The sequence below is a fragment of the Ensifer sp. ENS02 genome (assembly GCF_014851885.1).
In the GTDB taxonomy this organism is placed as follows: Bacteria; Pseudomonadota; Alphaproteobacteria; order Rhizobiales; family Rhizobiaceae; genus Ensifer; species Ensifer adhaerens.
On record NZ_JACVAO010000004.1, the window covers coordinates 236225 to 253142 of the forward strand.

Annotated in this window: 16 protein-coding genes and 1 pseudogene; 10 read left to right on the forward strand and 7 right to left on the reverse strand. The window is 63.9% G+C overall.

From position 1 onward, the window contains the following. The first annotated feature begins 174 nt into the window (after positions 1–174). Entirely contained in the window at positions 175–648 is a 474-nt protein-coding gene (locus IB262_RS10695; protein WP_034787653.1) for a VOC family protein, read from the forward strand. Between the two features lie 241 nt (positions 649–889). Here the strand turns inward: IB262_RS10695 and IB262_RS10700 are convergent, their stop codons facing one another. Continuing rightward, a complete protein-coding gene (locus tag IB262_RS10700; protein WP_034787656.1) occupies positions 890–1585 on the reverse strand; it encodes a type 1 glutamine amidotransferase domain-containing protein in 696 nt (231 codons plus the stop codon). A 122-nt stretch (positions 1586–1707) separates the two neighbouring features. Between IB262_RS10700 and IB262_RS10705 the strand changes: the two genes are divergently transcribed. Together IB262_RS10705 and IB262_RS10710 are read left to right on the forward strand one after the other, a co-directional pair. Further along, positions 1708–2601 (forward strand): LysR family transcriptional regulator, encoded by an 894-nt coding sequence (locus IB262_RS10705; RefSeq protein WP_034787658.1) that lies wholly within the window; start codon positions 1708–1710, stop codon positions 2599–2601. 140 nt (positions 2602–2741) lie between these two features. After that, positions 2742–2921: pseudogene (locus IB262_RS10710) on the forward strand (helix-turn-helix domain-containing protein); the annotation flags it as partial. A gap of 19 nt (positions 2922–2940) precedes the next feature. Here the strand turns inward: IB262_RS10710 and IB262_RS10715 are convergent. The 3 genes from IB262_RS10715 to IB262_RS10725 are packed head-to-tail and all read right to left on the reverse strand — an operon-like array spanning position 2941 to position 3929. Then, entirely contained in the window at positions 2941–3156 is a 216-nt protein-coding gene (locus IB262_RS10715) for a hypothetical protein (protein ID WP_034787664.1), read from the reverse strand. A 42-nt stretch (positions 3157–3198) separates the two neighbouring features. Beyond that, complete coding sequence (locus IB262_RS10720) at positions 3199–3609, reverse strand: SRPBCC domain-containing protein (protein ID WP_034787666.1); 411 nt, start codon at positions 3607–3609, stop codon at positions 3199–3201. Continuing rightward, positions 3606–3929: a metalloregulator ArsR/SmtB family transcription factor gene (locus IB262_RS10725; RefSeq protein ID WP_034787670.1), complete on the reverse strand. Its 324-nt coding sequence runs from the start codon at positions 3927–3929 to the stop codon at positions 3606–3608. Before IB262_RS10725 ends, IB262_RS10720 begins: the two co-directional genes overlap by 4 nt. 217 nt (positions 3930–4146) lie before the next feature. Between IB262_RS10725 and IB262_RS10730 the strand changes: the two genes are divergently transcribed. Beyond that, positions 4147–4725: a flavin reductase family protein gene (locus tag IB262_RS10730; RefSeq protein WP_034787676.1), complete on the forward strand. Its 579-nt coding sequence runs from the start codon at positions 4147–4149 to the stop codon at positions 4723–4725. 168 nt (positions 4726–4893) lie between these two features. Here IB262_RS10730 and IB262_RS10735 read toward each other — a convergent pair whose 3' ends face one another. Together IB262_RS10735 and IB262_RS10740 are read right to left on the reverse strand one after the other, a co-directional pair. Then, positions 4894–5430: an invasion associated locus B family protein gene (locus tag IB262_RS10735; protein WP_034787678.1), complete on the reverse strand. Its 537-nt coding sequence runs from the start codon at positions 5428–5430 to the stop codon at positions 4894–4896. Beyond that, positions 5430–8480 (reverse strand): autotransporter domain-containing protein, encoded by a 3051-nt coding sequence (locus IB262_RS10740; protein WP_167550708.1) that lies wholly within the window; start codon positions 8478–8480, stop codon positions 5430–5432. The genes IB262_RS10735 and IB262_RS10740 overlap by 1 nt, the downstream gene beginning before the upstream one ends. 256 nt (positions 8481–8736) lie before the next feature. On the opposite strand from IB262_RS10740, the gene IB262_RS10745 reads away from it, so the two are divergent. From IB262_RS10745 to IB262_RS10755, 3 genes are all read left to right on the forward strand, one after another. Further along, positions 8737–9831, forward strand: coding sequence for a histidine kinase (locus IB262_RS10745; RefSeq protein WP_210337622.1), 1095 nt, complete (start codon positions 8737–8739; stop codon positions 9829–9831). A 119-nt stretch (positions 9832–9950) separates the two neighbouring features. Further along, on the forward strand, positions 9951–11039 hold the full coding sequence (locus IB262_RS10750) for a histidine kinase (protein ID WP_051659116.1): 1089 nt from the start codon (positions 9951–9953) through the stop codon (positions 11037–11039). After that, positions 11036–11839: a LytTR family DNA-binding domain-containing protein gene (locus IB262_RS10755; protein ID WP_034787682.1), complete on the forward strand. Its 804-nt coding sequence runs from the start codon at positions 11036–11038 to the stop codon at positions 11837–11839. Before IB262_RS10750 ends, IB262_RS10755 begins: the two co-directional genes overlap by 4 nt. Before the next feature lie 10 nt (positions 11840–11849). On the opposite strand, the gene IB262_RS10760 is transcribed toward IB262_RS10755, so the two are convergent. Continuing rightward, entirely contained in the window at positions 11850–12743 is an 894-nt protein-coding gene (locus IB262_RS10760) for a LysR family transcriptional regulator (protein WP_192493551.1), read from the reverse strand. A gap of 147 nt (positions 12744–12890) precedes the next feature. On the opposite strand from IB262_RS10760, the gene IB262_RS10765 reads away from it, so the two are divergent. The 3 genes from IB262_RS10765 (at position 12891) to IB262_RS10775 (ending at position 16917) form a co-directional block, all read left to right on the forward strand. Continuing rightward, on the forward strand, positions 12891–13502 hold the full coding sequence (locus tag IB262_RS10765; protein WP_034787691.1) for a glutathione S-transferase: 612 nt from the start codon (positions 12891–12893) through the stop codon (positions 13500–13502). Between the two features lie 59 nt (positions 13503–13561). Then, positions 13562–15628, forward strand: coding sequence for a pyridoxamine 5'-phosphate oxidase family protein (locus tag IB262_RS10770; RefSeq protein WP_034787694.1), 2067 nt, complete (start codon positions 13562–13564; stop codon positions 15626–15628). Between the two features lie 68 nt (positions 15629–15696). Beyond that, positions 15697–16917 carry an adenylate/guanylate cyclase domain-containing protein gene (locus IB262_RS10775; protein WP_034787961.1) on the forward strand — a complete coding sequence of 407 codons (1221 nt, stop codon included), beginning with the start codon at positions 15697–15699 and terminating at the stop codon, positions 16915–16917. The last annotated feature ends 1 nt before the right edge of the window (position 16918 follow it).

A 16918-nucleotide genomic window follows, 5' to 3' on the forward strand; every position in this document is an offset into this window, starting at 1 on the left:
CAACGGGAAAGCGCCGGATGCGACGACCCGGCGCACATGCCTTCGACGCGCGTTCCGTCGGGCAAAGGTAAGTGCGGGAAGATTTCAGGGTGGAGAAACGGGGGCACCGACCTATCTCGCAGAGCAGGTGGCGAAGGAAACGGCCCCTCCGGCTTCAAAACGAAAGGACGCGTCATGGCCAAGAATACGATCTGCCTCTGGTACGACAAGGAGGCCGAGACAGCCGCTCGCTTCTACGCCGAGATCTTTCCCGATAGCCGGGTCAGTGCCGTGCACCGCGCGCCCGGCGACTTTCCGTCGGGCAAGGCGGGAGACGTGCTGACGGTGGAGTTTACGGTCGCCGGAATTCCCTGCCTCGGCCTCAACGGCGGGCCGATGTTCAAGCACAACGAGGCCTTTTCGTTCCAGGTCGCCACCGACGACCAGGAGGAGACCGACCGCTACTGGAACGCCATTGTCGGCAATGGCGGACAGGAGAGCGCCTGCGGCTGGTGTAAGGACAAATGGGGCATTTCCTGGCAGATCACGCCAAGGGTCCTGACCGATGCCCTGGCGGCCGGCGGCGGCGAAGCAAAGCGCGCCTTCGAAGCGATGATGACCATGGGCAAGATCGACGTCGCTGCGATCGAGGCGGCGCGGCGCGGCTGAAGCCTCCGCTCCGACGGAACTTTCCGGCCCGAGACGGCTTACCCAATGGTGTGCGGGCAGTGTCAACCGGACGCGACAGGGATGGTGAACATGGCGGTTTTTCCGGTTTCCCGCCATGGCCAACGCAATGGCAGTCGAGCGCCCCACCTGTCCGGTTCGCCTCACGCTGTCGGCGACGCATCGCCGGCAGCACGATCGGGACAGACTTGCCGAACCTTTCCAAGTGCCCGGCTACGCGGGATCAGGCACTCAGGATATCGCGAAGCGCCTCGCCGACCCCAGTCGCCGACTGCGGGTTCTGGCCGGTGATCAGCCTGCCATCGACAACCACCTTCGATGTCCAGTCCGCGGCCGGATGGTGCGTCGCACCGCGCTCGACAAGCGTGCTTGCGAGCAGGAACGGGACCGTCTTGTCGAGGCCGACGGCGCGCTCTTCGGAATCGGTGAAGGCGCTGACGTTGCGGCCAGCAACCAGATAGCGGCCGTCGGAAAGCTTGACGTTTACGAGGGCTGCCGGTCCGTGGCAGACCGCCGCGACAGCACCGCCGGCCTCGAACACCGAACGCGTCACCCGGTCGACGGCGCGGCTTTGTGGCAGGTCCCACATGGCGCCATGACCGCCGGCGAAGAAAATGGCCGCGTAGCGGGCGGGATCGATATCATCGAGCCGAACCGTCGTGCGGATTGCGGCACGGAACCCTTCGTCGTTCCAGTAGCGGACATTGGTCCCGTCATTGAGGTCGAGCCCGTCGACCGGCGGCTCGCCGCCCTTGATCGAAGCAAACTCGACGGCAATGCCGGCCGCCTCGAGCACGGCAAGCGGGTGGGTGACCTCTCCAAGATAGAAGCCGGTGGGTTGGCCGCCCTCCCCCTTAGTGCCATGGCTGGTGAGCACAAAGAGCACAGGCTTTTTCGGAACGGATGTCGTCTCTGGCATCATTTTCTCCTGGTTGAAGCGAGCCTGACATTGCGGCTCTCAATTGATGCTGCTTATTTATTGCTTCCATCTGCGGCGATAAATGCGCCGCGCAGGAAATGATCTGGTCTTCAGAGGCAAAAATGCGTCGCTTCGATCACCTCGCCGATGTCGAGGCTTTCATCACCGTCATGGACAAGGGGTCGATGACCGCAGGAGCCGTCGCGCTGGCCACGACGCCTTCCGTGCTGAGCCGCGCCATCACCAGGCTCGAGACGAAACTCGGCACGCAGCTGGTGCGGCGGACGACGCGGCGCATCAGCCTCACCGACGCCGGGCGGGTCTACCTCGATCAGGTGCGAGCAGCCTTCGAGACAATCGATCAGGCCGAACGCGCCATTCAAGGCGACGGCGTTGTTGCCGGACGCGTTCGGCTCAGTGCGCCCACGACCTATGGCCATTTCCAGCTGCCGGAAAAGCTGACCCGCTTCGCGACGAGGCATCCATCCGTCACCGTCGAGCTGTCGATTGCCAACCGCAATGTCGATCTGGTCGCCGAGGGCTACGACCTTGCCATACGCCTCGGCCAGCTCCCCGACAGCGGCATGATCGGCAGAAGGCTCGAAGATGCGCCGTTGAGGCTGGTCGCCTCGCCCGATTACGTCGCGCGGCGTGGCATGCCGCGTTCTGTCGACGAGCTCGCAGCACATACCTGCCTGCCCTTCATCATGCCGAGCAGCGGGCGTCCGGCCCCATGGCTGTTGCGCGTCGCCGGAGCCGACCTCGACTGGATACCCCATGGCCCGATCCAGGTGGAGGACGACGTGCTCGGCACCGTCTCGTTGACGGAGGCAGGCCTCGGGATCTGCCAAACCTATGATTTCATCGCGCGCGACCGCCTGGCGCGCGGCAGCCTGGTCGAGCTTCTGCCGGAATTCGGTGGCCGGTCGCGCCCCTTCTCCCTCATTTATCCGCCGCACAGAAACCTACCGGCTGCGACCCGAGCATTGATCGACTGCCTCGTGGAGCAGGCCTGAGGGAAGCGCTCGTCAGTTCGCGCCGTGGCCGTGGTGCCACCGCGCGCAATCAGCGGATCCGCAGTATGACAATCAGCAGCGATTTTGCGCCCTATCTGTTTCGCTGGTCGCTTATGCCCGATGTTGGGCCGATCGTAGAAGCACGTGTCGCGGCGGCCAGGCGCCTGCTCGAGCAGGGGCAGGACGCCCCCAAGCAGGTCGCCGCCCGCTGCGGCTTTGCCGATGCCGATACGCTCCGGCGCGCCTTCATGCGCCATGTCGGCGTCACGCCGGCCGAATATCGCAAGCGCTTTGCCAGCCCGGCTCTGTCCGCGGATTGAGCCGGGCTGGCGCTATTCCCTACTCCGCCGCCTGCATCCTGCCCTCGGGCTTGCCCAGATAGGGCAGCACGAAAAGGTAAATGCCGGTCGGTAGCAGCACCGCCAACGGCGGCAGGGGCAGGTAGTAGACCCATTCGGGGAGCGTCATTACTGGCATGCCGGCAAAGATCGCGGCAACGGCCAGGGAGAAGAGCAGCGACGTCCAGCGATGGATTTTCCGGATCAGGGCGGTCATTCTGGCACCTTGGGTTTGAGCAACGGTCGTCAATGGCTGCGATCAGTCGAGTTTCGCGACGACGTCTTCCAGCTGGGTGAAGAAGCGTGGCCATCCGACCGTCGCGCCCTGGAAATAGGCCTTTTGGTCGGCTCTGAAGCCGCGCTGTTCCATGCGCAGGCTCGTGCCGCCCCTGGCGGGCGCGAGCGTCCAGGTGACGACACTGGTCAAGTCCTTGGTGTCCCAGCGATAGGCGAGCGAGCGGTTCGCCTCGATCGTCTGAACCTCGCAATCGACCTGGCCCCAATCGGCGGAAAGGGTAAAGCGACGGCCGACTTCGGGAATGAAATCGTTGCGCATCAGCCATTCGGCAATCAGATGCGGCTGCGTCAGCGCGCGCCAGATCTTCTCCGGCGGATAGGGAAAGTCGCGTTCGACGACGACAGAGCGGGTGGTTTCCGTTGTTTCGATCATTGGTCCATTCTCTTCAGGAGATCATCGAGATCGTCGAAGCGGTCCTGCCAGAAGCCGGCCATCTCCGTCGTCCAGTCAACCAGCGTCGCGAGCGCTTCGCGCCGGGCGCTGTAATAGGTGTAGCGGCCCTCATGCCGGTCGTGCACGAGCCCTGCAGCCTTCAGGATCTTGAGATGCTTGGACACGACCGGCTGCGAAACCCCGGCATCGGCCAACAAGCCGACGACCGTGGTATCCCCCTGGCGGCAAAGGTGTTCGAAGAGCCCACGGCGTGTGGGATCGGCGAGCGCCCGAAAAACCGCGTCCTGTAACTCAGTCATATCTCATACCCGTTTGGCTATGAAATAACGTATAGCCAAACGGGTATGCGTTTGTCAAATGCTTATGTTTCGTCGGCCCGCATCCCTTTCAAGTGCCTTAGCCGCTGCCGTACCGCCCCTCCGGCACCGCGAAAGGTTGCGCTTGTTGGCGAAATGCAGCGCCCCTATAGAAGAGGCATGATCGGTCAATGTCCGCCAATGGCGGTGAGGTAGTCTGATGGTTTCGCATATTCGTGCCGTTCCTCTCGAAAAGGCATACCGGCTGCTGAACCATGGCCCGACAGTCCTGGTTTCCGCCCGCCATGGCGGCGTTCAGGATGTGATGGCGGCAGCCTGGGCCTGCGCGCTCGATTACGATCCGCCCAAGCTGACGGTCGTGCTCGACAGCGCCACCCGTACCCGCAGCCTCGCGGAGGAAGCGGGCGTGTTCGTCATCCAGGTGCCGACCGCCGCCCAGGCGCTGCTGACCCATGCGGTGGGCACCACGAGCCTTCACGACGATCCCGACAAACTTCGCAACGCCGGCGTCAAACTGTTCGACATGCCGGACTATGATCTTCCGCTTGTTACCGGTTGCTCCGCCTGGCTCGCCTGCCGGCTGATCAGCGAGCCGTCGATCGAGAGCCGCTACGACCTGTTCATCGGCGAAGTCTTCGCGGCCTGGGCCGACGATCGCGTGTTTCGCGACGGGCATTGGATGTTCGAGACGGCCGATCCGGCCTTGCGCAGCCTGCACTATGTGGCGGGCGGGCATTTCTACGCCATCGGCGATGCGATCGACGTGTCCTCCCGATAGGCCGAAAGCGCCCACCAACGGTGGCGCGTCCGGATGGCGACACTCGGTTCCCCCCATGGAGAAGACCCGGCCGCGCTCTTTCGCACGACCGGGCCCGCCCCGGGAGGCTACGCACCTTAAAAAAACCGGCCAAAAGCCTGGCGGTGAAGCGAAGGCCGTGACGTTGCCTCAGCTCTTTCCGGACAGGGCGATCACCCGGTCGAGTGCTGCAGCGAAGCCCTTGAGCGAGACAGCGAACGCCACGTCCTTTTGGCTGTCGCTGGCGAACGCGCCGATCTTCAATGCCGTGCCGCTACGAAGCAGCGCAACCGTCGCTTCGGTGAAGGTCAAAGGCACGATGCAGCCGAGCGGCAAGCAGGTGCGGAAGCGGGTCGGCTTGCCGCCGGTCGCGTCGTCGACGCCAAGCGTCACGCCCTTGTCCAGATAAAGACCGAAGGGGAGCGCGAGGCTCCCCTCAAGCCCGGCTTCGGCCGCCGTGCGAAGCTCGATCGTCAGGACATGCTGACCGCTCTTGTGGAACTGGCGCTGCGAGAGGAGGCAATGTTTCTTTCCCTCGATCTCGGCGCAGGCGACGCTCCAGTCCTCGTAGGTCTCCGAAAGCTGGGAGGGCGCCGCGGGTTTGCCGGCGGCGTCTTCGCCATGAAGCGGCGTGATGGCGACGAACGTCGCCATCAGCATTGTCGAGAGCCAGACGAACCTGCGCATCAGAAGCGCACATCGAGCTTGGCGTCGACCGCGTTCTGCGTCGTGCCGGAGCCGAACTGGCCGGTATAGGTGATGCCGAGGCTCGCATTGCCGGTCAGCGCGAAGTCGATGCCGGCTTCGATGATCGCCGCATCCTCGGCGATCGGCGTACCGGCGACCGAGAAGGCGCTGCCCGTGCCGAACGCCATCGACGAGAACGGGGTCGTATCGCCGAAGGCATGCTGCCAGCCGAGCATGCCGCGCAGCTTCGCTTCGGTCGTGCCGAGGCTGAGCGGAGCCGAAGCGCGAAGACCGAGCGTCGTGAAGGTCGTATCCGTCGTGTTGCTCCGGCTCGAAAGGGCCGCCGCACCACCGCGCTCGGTGAAGCCGTCGGTGTGCAGGCTGACATAGGCGAGGTTGGCGAACGGCTCGAGCGCGACACTCGGCAGGTCGATGCGGTAGCCGACTTCACCGAAGGCCTGGAAGGTACCGGCGTCATAATCGGCCTTCAACTGATCGCTGAAGCCCGGGAAGGCGACATTGCGCGACGTGTTGATCGAATGCCAGGTATAGGCAAGGCCCGAGCGCAGTGCGACGTCGCCCCACCGGCTGCCGCTATAGACACCAAGGTGGTAATTGTCGCTGTTGCCGCTCGCCGAGCGGCTGTCGACGTCGAAGTTGGTCCGGCTGTAGCCGGCCATGATACCGACGAGCGCATTGTCCGAGATAGCCGCATCGAAACCGGTAACGAAACCGCCGGTCGACTGATCGAGCGCACCGGCGTTGCCGTTGCCGTCGGTGTTGGTCCAGGACCCGAACACCTGTCCCCAGCCGACCATGGCCGGCGGCGCCACCGGGACAGAGTTGACCGCCGCGACTGCGCCTGTCGTGATCTTGTCCTCCGGACCGTAGGCCAGAACCGGGACGTTTGCAGCGCCGACGTCGCCGAAAGCATCGCGGATGCGGTCGTTCGCCGCGTGGCGCAACAGGCTGCTGTCGTTGATCAACGCGGTCTGGGCCGACGCATGGACTTCGCCGGAGAGCTGATCGAAGGCACGGCGTGCCCCGGCGCCGTCGAGCAGTGTCAATGCATTGTAGAGGCCGACCGACGGGCCGCTCTGGGCAAGAGTGTTCAGCGCCAGTGCCGTCTGCCGTTGGTTGCCGGTGGCAGCCTCGCCTTCGAAGACACCAGGCTTGGGCTCTCCGCCCGGCTCGCCCGGTTTCGGCTCTCCACCCGGCTCACCCGGCTTACCCGGCTCTTCGCCGCCCGGCTTGCCGCCGTTCTTGACCTTGATCGTCAGATCGACCTGCTTTTCCTTCTGGTCGAGCGAGATTTCGAGGAACGCCGATTTCGAAATCGCCTCGGCGAACTTGCCTTCGATCGCACGATCGGCGGTCAGGATCGTGTAGGTCTGACCGGTCTTGTAGCTGGTGTTGGCGTCGAGTGCCGTCACCTGGACATTGGTACCGGTTCCGATCTTGGCGATACCGGTGTTGTCGTTGGTGCCTATGCTCTTGACAACGATCCGGTCGGAGCGGCCGTCGCCGGCGATATCGGCCTCATAGATCGAGCCAGAGGCCATATCCAGCCGGCCCATGATCGTCAGCGTTCCGGTCGAATTGTTGCCGGGCGAGATGATCGCATTCTTGTCGATAAACGTGTCGCCGACCGTGCCGGAGCCGCCGAGCCTGCCGAAAGCGGTCGAGTTCGGATTGCGAATGCGGTTCAACTCGCCGAGCACATTCACTTCATTGGTATAGAAACGATCGCCCTCAACACGTCCCGTTTCGCCATCGACGATCAGGGTGCCGCCGCTCACTTCGAAGCGGGTCTCGCTGAAGTCCACGGGACCGTTGTCCGGGTCGTTGTCGATCGTGTCGATATTGCCCTTCAGGACCAGCTTGCCGCCGGAGACATTCACCTTGCCGTAGAACTTCGACAGGTCGCCGCCAACGATGGTCTCGCCGGAGAAGTTGGTGATCGTGCCCTTGCCGACCATCGTGTTGGCGAACTCGTAGCCCGTGTTCGTATGGTTGAAGTTGACGTAGCCCTTGCGCGGTCCGAAATCGATTTTCGCCGAGGAATTGACCGTGCCTGCCGCCTGCGCCTGTTCGGCGATCGGTTCAGCGATGTTGTTGAGATTGACCTTGCCGCCAATCGTCAGGTTGCCCATGCCCTCGTTGTTGATGCCGCCGACGGCGGAGAGCACGATGTCACCGCCAACCGAGAGCTTGCCGCCGTTGGCGATCGAAAGGTTCGCCCGACCAGCCTCGCCGATCAGCAACCTGTCGGCGACCTTGAGTTCGCTGCCGGCGCCGTCGATAACGGCCTGGATGGTGTCGGTGCTCTCGTCCTCACGCAGGATCGCGGTGTTGGTGGAAACGACAGCGCCCTTTTCGACGGTAAAGCTGTCGCCGATCGTGAATTCACCGGTGTTGACCCAGCGCGTATTGTCGCCGGTGACGAGCACCGTGCCGTTTTCGAAGTAGGTCTTGTTGGTGTTGACGAGGCCGCCGTCCTCGATCCGAACTGTAGCGGTGTTGAGCGTCAGTGCACCGTAAGCGACCCCCAGGAACTCGGTGTTTAGCATGGAACCCGCGCCGCGCACCACGAGCGTTCCGTCGCCCTCCTGCAGGGCGCCGACATAGGTCTCCTTAGCCGAAACCTTGCCGCCGTTCTCGACGATCAGCGTGCCCTTGCCGCCATAGATACCGCCTTCGAAGCCGCCAACAAAGAGCATGCGGTCGCCGTTGGGATTGGCATCGACGATGTCCCAGGTCGAGCCCGGCCCGGAGACGACGACCGTGCCGACGCTGCCGCGACTGTCTGCGATGTAACCATCGGTACTCTCAACCTTGGCACCATTGTTGATCGTCAGTGTCGCGCCGCCCGGCCCGCCGCGGATAACGAGATTGCCGTTGATCGTATGGTCGCTGGACCACGTTGTGTCGTTTGGAACCAGCAATCCGGCCGCCTTTGCCGGCGACGGCACGAGTGGCACGGCGGCCAGAGCCAGTGAGAGCAGTCCGGCGCGACCGAGCGCCGTCGAACTCAGAAGGTTGATCCTCAAAACGTCCGCCTTCGCACAGGTATTCAATGTCTGCCCCTTTTCCTTTTCATTCGTGGGCGCACAAATCCCAGGCGAACGGATTCGCCGGGAAAGCACGGGTCATGGGGCGGCTATAGCAAGCCCGCAAAAAGCGAGAATTCGGCTTTCTGCAAACGGCAGATTGCGGCGTCGAAGGGCTGTGGGTTTCTGCAAACGGCTTGTTTTCGGCGACGAACGGCGGTCGACAACCATATGGACTTGAAGGATAAAACCTCGCATGGCGCGAGGACATGAGACGGTTTTGCCTGACGAGGCTGGATATGCCGCAAGCGTTCGGCGGGCGACGCTCTTCCTCGGGCTCCTCTACCAGTTCATGCAGTTCGTCATCAGCAGTACGCTCTGGGCTTTCCTTGGATATAACCCGATTGCGATCGCGCCGATCACCCTGATCCTGATGCTGAACGGGACACTCATGTCCTATGCGATGGCAGTGGCACTCTTTCGCTTCCGGGGCAGGTCCATCCTCTTCAAGCTTCTGCTCGGCTCCGCCCTGGCGCTCGTCGCCGCAGCGATCAATGCCAGCATCGATCTCCTCAGTCACGGCCTGATCGAGCATGGCGATCCGGGCCCAATCAACTGGACCAATGTCGGCTACACCCTCATCTATTGCATGGCGCTGTTTCACGGATGGGCGTTTCTCTACATCGCCCTTCTCGCCAATTCCGAACTGCGCGAGCGGGAACGCCGGCTTGCCGTGACACGGGAGGAAGCGCTGACGGCGCAGATGCGGGCGCTGCGCTACCAGGTCAATCCGCACTTCCTGTTCAACACCTTGAACTCGATTGCCGGGCTGATCGAAGAGGGCGCATCGACGACCGCCCGCCGCATGGTGCTCTCGCTCTCCTCCTTCCTGCGCACGACACTCGAGCTGGATCCGATGCAGGACGTTTGCCTTGCCGACGAGCTGGCCTTGCAGCTCGGCTATCTCAACATCGAGGGCGAACGCTTCTCCGACCGCATGCGGGTCAAGCTCGAGATTGCACCGGGCCTGGAGCAGGCGCTGGTCCCGAGCCTCATCCTTCAGCCATTGATCGAAAATGCGGCCAAGCACGGCGTGGGCGGTTCGATCGGCGTGGTCGAGATCGTGATCCGGGCGGCAAGGCAAGGCGAGACGCTGGAGCTTTCCGTAGAAAACGACATGGCGAACGAGCCGCCGCGCCCGGCGAACAAACCTGCCGGGACCGGCACCGGACTGAGGAATGTCGCCGACCGCATCAAGGCCCGGTTCCCCGAGGTCGGAGCCTTCATATCCGGCCTCGTGGCACCGCACCGTTTTCGGGCAGCGATCACCATGCCGCTGCGGCTGGTCTGATCGCCGCTCTCCGGCCAACGACGGCCGGTAGTCGAAAGTCCGGGCCTTTCTGCAAACCGCTCGATTTGGCCGACGAACGGCAATCGACATCGGCGGCCGGTTGAAGGATAAAAATGGCCATGAAACCTGAGGACGACGCAAGATCGGTGGACGAGAGCGCTTACATCGCCAGCGTGCGGCGCGCGACGCTCTGGCTCGGTTTACTCTACTGGTTCGTGGAATTCCTGATCAGCAGCATTCTTTGGGCGATCCTCGGGATCGACCCGATCATGTCCGCGCCAGGCAAGCTCCTGTTGATGTCCTGCGGCATGGTCTTTTCCTATGGCATCGCCGCTGCGATGTTCGGCGTCCGCCATCAACACATCGCGCTGAAGATCGTCGTCGGCTTTACGACCGCTCTGATGGCTGCGATCGCCAATACCGGCGTCGACTTTCTTCTCTATCTTTTCATCGTGCGTCCCGACCCGATCACGCCCGATTGGACCAGCATCGGCTACACGCTGGTCTACAGCATGGCGACCTTCGTCGGCTGGTCCTTCTTCTTCGTGGCATTGCTCTACAGCTTCGAACTGCGCGAGCGCGAGCGACGCCTGGCGATCACGCGCGAGGAGGCACTCGCCGCACAGATGCGAGCGCTGCGCTACCAGGTCAACCCGCATTTCCTGTTCAACACACTGAACTCCATCACCGGCCTGATCGAGGAGGGGCAGTCCCTTGCCGCGACGCGCATGGTGATGTCGCTGTCCAACTTTCTGCGCACGACGCTGGAGCTTGACCCGCTGCACGACGTGCGGCTTGCCGACGAACTCGCGCTCCAGGCCCGTTACCTGCATATCGAGGGCGAGCGCTATTGCGACCGCATGAGGCTCCGAATGGACATCGACACCGGTCTCGAGGAGGCCTTGGTGCCAAGCCTCATCCTGCAGCCGCTGATCGAAAATGCCGTCAAGCACGGGGTCAGCCGCTCGCCGGATCAGGTGGAAATCGTCATCAGCGCCGCCAAAGTGGGCCATGCGCTGGAAATCTCCGTCGAAAACGACATTGCGGCAGCACCCGAAACCGAGCGGAGGCCGGGCACGGGGATCGGCCTCAAGAATGTAGCCGATCGCGTCCAGGCTCGTTTTCCCGGCGTCGGCGCCTGCGTTTCGGGTCTCGTCACGCCCGGTCGTTTCAGAGCTGCAATCACAATGCCGCTGAGGCTTGCATGAATGAAATCCAGACTGTTCCGCTTTCGATCCTCGTCATCGACGACGAGCCGCTGGCGCGGCGGCGCCTTCTGCGCCTGCTCGGCGCCATGCCCGCCGTTGAGGTGGTGGGAACGGCCGGCAACGTGCAGCAAGCCTGCTCCATGGTTGCCGAGCTTTCGCCGGACGCGATCCTGCTCGACATCCAGATGCCGGGCGGCACCGGCTTCGATGTCCTGGAACGGCTGGGCGACCACGCACCCGCAGTCGTTTTCGTGACCGCCTTCGACCACTATGCGCTGCGCGCCTTCGAAGCCGCCGCGGTCGACTATGTCACCAAGCCGATCGAATCCAGCCGCCTGCGCACCGCGATCGAGCGAGCCCGCCTCGCAATCGCCGCACGCACGAGCGCCGAGCGGGTGCTCGAACTCAACGAAACCGTGACGGCGCTGCGCCAGGCGCTGCGCAAGCACGAAACCCAGACCGGCGACCTTTGGATCAAGGCCCGGGGAGAATTCGTGCGGATCGCGCTCGACCGGGTCGTGCGCTTTCAGGCGGAACGCGACTATGTCCGCATTCACGTCGAGGGCCGGTCCTATCTGCACCACGAAAGCCTCGCCTCGCTCGAGCGTCGCCTCGATCCCGCAGAATTCCTCAGGCTGCATCGCAGCTCGATCGTGCGCCGGGACTGTATCGTGGGGCTGAAGCAGGCCCCCTTCGCCGCGCTCATCGCCCTTCTCTCCGACGGCAGCGAGATCCGCGTCGGCCGAACCTACGCCCGACACATCCGCCCGACGACCGGCGAACGCAGCCAGCCGGACTAGCCGCCGCCCACTATCGCAGGACCGCGCGCAGCCGCGGGGCGGCGAAGTCGACGAAGGCCCGGAGCTTCATCGGCACCAGCCCCTGCGGAAGATAGACGAGCTGGACCGGCAGCGCCGGGTGCTCAAAGTCTTCCAGCAGCGGCACGAGCAGGCCGTCCGCCACTTGGCGCGCCACCTGATAGGAAAGCACCCGCGTCAATCCAAGACCGGATATCGCCGCGTCGACGGCGGATTCCGCCGTATTGACGATAAGCCGCGACCGGATCGGCGCGGCCAGCTCGCGCCCGCCGTCGAGGAAACGCCAGACATGGGCGGCCGTGACGTTTTCGAAGGTGATGCAATCGTGATCGGCAAGTTCGCTCGGGTGCCGGAGCACGCCATGCCGCGCGACATAATCGGGGCTTGCATAGACCACCCGGCGCACCGTGCCGATCTTCGTCGCCACGAGATTGCTGTCGGGCAGGTTGCCGATCCTCAGCGCCACGTCGATGTGATCGTCGACGAGATTGGCGAACCGGTCGCCCAAGGCGAGCCGCATATCGACCTCGGGATGGGCCTTGAGGAAATCGACCACGACGGGAAGCACATGCAGGCGTCCGAAGACGATGGGCGCAGAGACCGTCAGATCGCCCTTGATCGTGCTGTATTCGCCGGCTGCCACCCGTTCCGCCTCTTCGACGCGGGCAAGGATCTCCTTGGCAGCCTCGACATAGACGCGGCCCGCCTCGGTCAACTGGATCCTGCGGTTGGTCCTGGTGAGGAGTTGCGCGCCCAGATGCGTTTCAAGCTCGGAAACCTTCCGGCTGATCGTGGCCAACGGCACCTTGAGGTGCCGGGAGGCTGCCGACAGGCTGCCGTTTTCGATGACGGCGATCAGAACCCCCATGGCGTCGAGACGGTCCACTTTTATCCTTCCATAATTCGGAAATCAGACTATCGAAATCGCATTCTACTGCCGAAAATTGGAAAGTCATAGATTGATCTCGAAGGTGGTTCATTCCGAACCGCCGGAGGGCCGTGACGGTTCTCAAGCTCTTCGAGGACATCTCCCATGAAACTCTACCGCCATCCGCTCTCCGGCCACTCGCACAGGGCGCAGCTTTTCCTGTCGCTGCTCGGCGTGCCGCACGAGCTGATCGACGTCGACCTCAAGGCGCGGGCACACAAGGCGCCGGAATTCCTCGCGCTCAATCCCTTCGGTCAGGTTCCGGTGCTCGACGACGAAGGCACGGTCATCGCCGACAGCAACGCCATCCTCGTCTACCTCGCCAAGAAGCTCGGCCGCATCGACTGGCTGCCGGAAGATCCGGCCTCGGCGGCGAAGGTGCAGAAATGGCTCTCGGTTGCCGCTGGCGACATCGCCTTTGGTCCGGCAGCCGCGCGTCTCGTCACGGTCTTCGGCGCCAATCTGGATGCAGAAGGGGCTATCTCCAGGGCCCACCGGGTGCTTGCACAGATCGATGCGGAGCTTGCCGGCCACGACTTCCTCGTGGGCGCAAGGCCGACCATCGCCGACGTCGCCCTCTACAGCTACGTGTCGGCAGCACCGGAAGGCAATGTCGACCTTTCCGACTACGCCCATGTTCGTGCCTGGCTTTCGCGCATCGAGCGCCTGCCCGGCTTCGTCGGCTTTGAGAAGACCGCCGTCGGCCTCGCCGCCTGATCCAAGCTCCCCGGGGCGGCAGCGCTGCCCCGGCCCCCTTCCAACCGGGACACCCGACCATGCCGGACAACGCACAGCAGAAAAAGCCGGATTCGCCGTGGCACGAAGGCGAACTCGCCATCCAGCGCAGCCTCGGCGTCGCCGAGCGCATGGATGCGACCGGGCGCAATTTCGTGCGCAGCTTCATGCCGGAGCAGCACCAGCAATTCTTCCCGATGCTGCCCTTCGCCATGTTCGGAGCCGTCGACGCGAGCGGCGATGTCTGGGCGACGATGCGCGCGGCAGCCCCCGGCTTCATGCAGGCGCCGGACGCCTGGAATCTCGATATACGGTTGCCGCGTGACAGGGATGATCCGGCCGATGCCGGCATGGAGGACGCGCACTCCATCGGCATGCTCGGCATCCAGCTCGAAACCCGGCGCAGGAACCGGTTGAACGGCGCGATCCGGCGCGATGCCGACGACGGCTTCACGCTCCGCGTCCGGCAGAGCTTCGGCAACTGCCCGCAATATATCCAGCTTCGCCAGTTCGCCTTCGTTCGCGACCCGCACCAGCCGGCCTCGGTGCGCCCGGTGCATGGTCGCGTGCTCGACGCCCGCGCCCGGGCCATCATCGCCAAGGCCGACACCTTCTTCGTCGCGTCCTACGTCGATCGCGACAGCGGCGAGCGCCAGGTCGACGTCTCGCATCGCGGCGGCAAGGCGGGTTTCGTACAGATCGGCGAGGACGGCGTGCTGACGATTCCGGACTTCTCCGGAAACCTGTTCTTCAACACGCTCGGCAATTTCATGGTCAACCCGCGCGCAGGACTGCTGTTCGTCGATTTTGCGACCGGCGACATGCTGCAGATGACCGGCAGCGCCGAGGTGATCCTGTCTTCTCCGGAGGTCGCGGCATTTCAGGGCGCCGAACGCCTGTGGCGCTTCCGGCCGGAGAAGGTCATTTATCGCGAGGACGGCCTGCCGCTTCGCTGGGCCTTCGAGGAGGGCGGCTGGTCTCCCAGTCTCAATTCCACCGGCGACTGGGATCAGGCGAAGGTCCGGCTTGAGGCCGCGGCCCTTGCCGATGCGTGGCGCCCGTTCCGGATTGCCCGCGTTGAGGACGAGAGCACGACGATCCGCTCACTCTACCTCGCGCCGGACGATGGCGTCGGGCTCATGGCCCATCAGGCCGGCCAGCACCTGCCGATCCGCATCAACGTCGGAGACGGCGAAAGACCGCTCGTCAGGAGCTATACGCTGTCCTCGGCACCGACGGATGGTCTCTACCGCATCAGCGTCAAGAAGGACGGCGTGGCTTCCCGGCACTTGCACGGACTGAAGCCTGGAGACCGGATCGAGGCGCGGGCGCCTGCCGGCAGCTTCACGATCGATGGAACCGAGCGGCGGCCCGCCGTGCTGATCGGCGCCGGCGTCGGCATCACGCCGATCCTTGCCATGCTCAAGCACATTGTCGCCGAAAGCCGCCGCAAGCGGCGCACGCGCCCGACCTGGATCTTTCAGGCCGCCCGCTCGCCGGAAGAGCGCGCCTTCGATCGGGAGATCGCCGACCTGGTCGCGGAAGGCGAGGGCAATATTCGTCTGGTGCGGGCGCTGAGCCAGCCGGCAACGGCCATCGAAAGCCAGGACTATGACATTGCCGGTCGCATCGACCTCACCCATCTCAAGGCCACCCTGCCCTTCGACGACTACGATTTCTATCTCTGCGGCCCGGCCGCCTTCACCCAGTCGCTCTATGACGGCTTGCGGGCGCTCAACATCGCCGATGCCCGCATCCATGCGGAGGCCTTCGGGCTGTCGTCGCTGACCCGGCGACCGGACGGCGGTTCTGGCCCGGTGATGGTACCGGCGGCGAACGCCCCGGTTCACGTCGTCTTTGCCAAGTCGAGCAAGGAGGCGCGCTGGCAACCGGGCGAAGGCACGCTGCTTGATCTGGCGGAGGCGCGTGGCCTGAAGCCGGAATACGGCTGCCGCAACGGCAGTTGCGGCACCTGTCGGACGCCAGTGCTGGAGGGCAGGGTGACCTACCCCTCGCAGCCCTCCTTCCCGGTCGGCGAAGGCGAAGCGCTGATCTGTTGCGCCGTGCCGGCGGAGAGCGAAACGGGCAAACTGCATCTTTCGCTCTGAGCCCTGGTTCGGCTATGGATGATGCACCACATCATCAGGCAGTCGACCTCGGCCGAGCGGGATGCGCCATGAACGACCAACAGCTACGCGATATCGTGCTCTGGCTTTCAGAACAGGGCCTGAAGGGACTGGACGAGCCGGAGCTGTTTGCCGGCTTCTGCGAGCAATGTCGGGCAGCCGGTCTCGACCTTGCCCGCGCGCTCGGGTTGATCGACACGTTGCATCCCGAATTCGAGGGGCGCGCGTTCCAGTGGAACGACGAAAGCGAGATCACGCCGGAGGTCATCCAATACGGCTCGACGACCACGGGCGAGGCGCTGCTGAACTGGCAGAATTCGATCTTCTACCACATGCTTTGCGACCGAACCGCGGAGCGCCGCATCCGGCTTTCCTCCGACGAGGGCACCACCTACAACATATTGGACAAGCTGAAAGACGAAGGCCACACCGACTGCGTCAGCATGATCCACCACTTCACCGACCAGGGCCGCGTCGGCGAGATGGACTGTTTCTATTCCTATTGGACGACGCGGAACGACGGTGGCTTCAGCGACGATGACATCGCAGCACTCCGTATCCTGCTGCCAACGCTTGCGCTGGCGGTGAAGGCAGGCTCATGCGTGAGGATCATCAGCACGCTTGCGGACGTTTATCTCGGCGCCGATGCCGGCCAGCGCGTCGTCAAAGGCAGCATTGCCCGCGGTTCGGCCGAACGCATCGAAACGGTCATGTGGTTTTCCGACCTGCGCGGCTATACGCGCATCTCCGACACCGCAGCACCCGACGAGATCATCCCGCTTCTCAACGATTATTCAGGAACCGTGATCACCGCCATTCACGACCATGGCGGCAGCGTGCTGAAGCTGATCGGCGACGGTGTTCTGGCGATCTTCAATGCCGACGATCCGGGGACCGCCTGCGCCAACGCAATCGCCGCCGAACGGCAGCTGCGCCGCATGCTTGCGGAACTCGACACCCGCCGGCAGGCCGAAGGCAAGCCGACCACCGAGGTCTATCTCGGGCTCCATATTGGCGAAGTTTTCTATGGCAATATCGGCAGCCAGACCCGCCTCGATTTCACCGTGGTCGGCCCGGCGGTCAATGAGGTGAGCCGCATTTCCTCGATGTGCCGTTCCGTCGAGCGGCACATGATCATGTCGTCTGATTTCGTCGAAGCCTGCCCGCCGGATGAACGGGTCCACGCAGTCTCGCTCGGCCGCTTTGCGCTGCGCGGCATCGCGAGGGCCAAGGAGCTGTTTACCTGGGATCCGGAATTGCCGGTGGCCTGAG

Bases quoted from the DNA above. Each gene is read 5' to 3' on its own strand.
- IB262_RS10695 (WP_034787653.1), top strand. From the start codon at position 175: ATGGCCAAGAATACGATCTGCCTCTGGTACGACAAGGAGGCCGAGACA.
- IB262_RS10700 (WP_034787656.1), bottom strand. From the start codon at position 1,585: ATGCCAGAGACGACATCCGTTCCGAAAAAGCCTGTGCTCTTTGTGCTC.
- IB262_RS10705 (WP_034787658.1), top strand. From the start codon at position 1,708: ATGCGTCGCTTCGATCACCTCGCCGATGTCGAGGCTTTCATCACCGTC.
- IB262_RS10715 (WP_034787664.1), bottom strand. From the start codon at position 3,156: ATGACCGCCCTGATCCGGAAAATCCATCGCTGGACGTCGCTGCTCTTC.
- IB262_RS10720 (WP_034787666.1), bottom strand. From the start codon at position 3,609: ATGATCGAAACAACGGAAACCACCCGCTCTGTCGTCGTCGAACGCGAC.
- IB262_RS10725 (WP_034787670.1), bottom strand. From the start codon at position 3,929: ATGACTGAGTTACAGGACGCGGTTTTTCGGGCGCTCGCCGATCCCACA.
- IB262_RS10730 (WP_034787676.1), top strand. From the start codon at position 4,147: ATGGTTTCGCATATTCGTGCCGTTCCTCTCGAAAAGGCATACCGGCTG.
- IB262_RS10735 (WP_034787678.1), bottom strand. From the start codon at position 5,430: ATGCGCAGGTTCGTCTGGCTCTCGACAATGCTGATGGCGACGTTCGTC.
- IB262_RS10745 (WP_210337622.1), top strand. From the start codon at position 8,737: ATGGCGCGAGGACATGAGACGGTTTTGCCTGACGAGGCTGGATATGCC.
- IB262_RS10750 (WP_051659116.1), top strand. From the start codon at position 9,951: ATGAAACCTGAGGACGACGCAAGATCGGTGGACGAGAGCGCTTACATC.
- IB262_RS10755 (WP_034787682.1), top strand. From the start codon at position 11,036: ATGAATGAAATCCAGACTGTTCCGCTTTCGATCCTCGTCATCGACGAC.
- IB262_RS10765 (WP_034787691.1), top strand. From the start codon at position 12,891: ATGAAACTCTACCGCCATCCGCTCTCCGGCCACTCGCACAGGGCGCAG.
- IB262_RS10770 (WP_034787694.1), top strand. From the start codon at position 13,562: ATGCCGGACAACGCACAGCAGAAAAAGCCGGATTCGCCGTGGCACGAA.
- IB262_RS10775 (WP_034787961.1), top strand. From the start codon at position 15,697: ATGAACGACCAACAGCTACGCGATATCGTGCTCTGGCTTTCAGAACAG.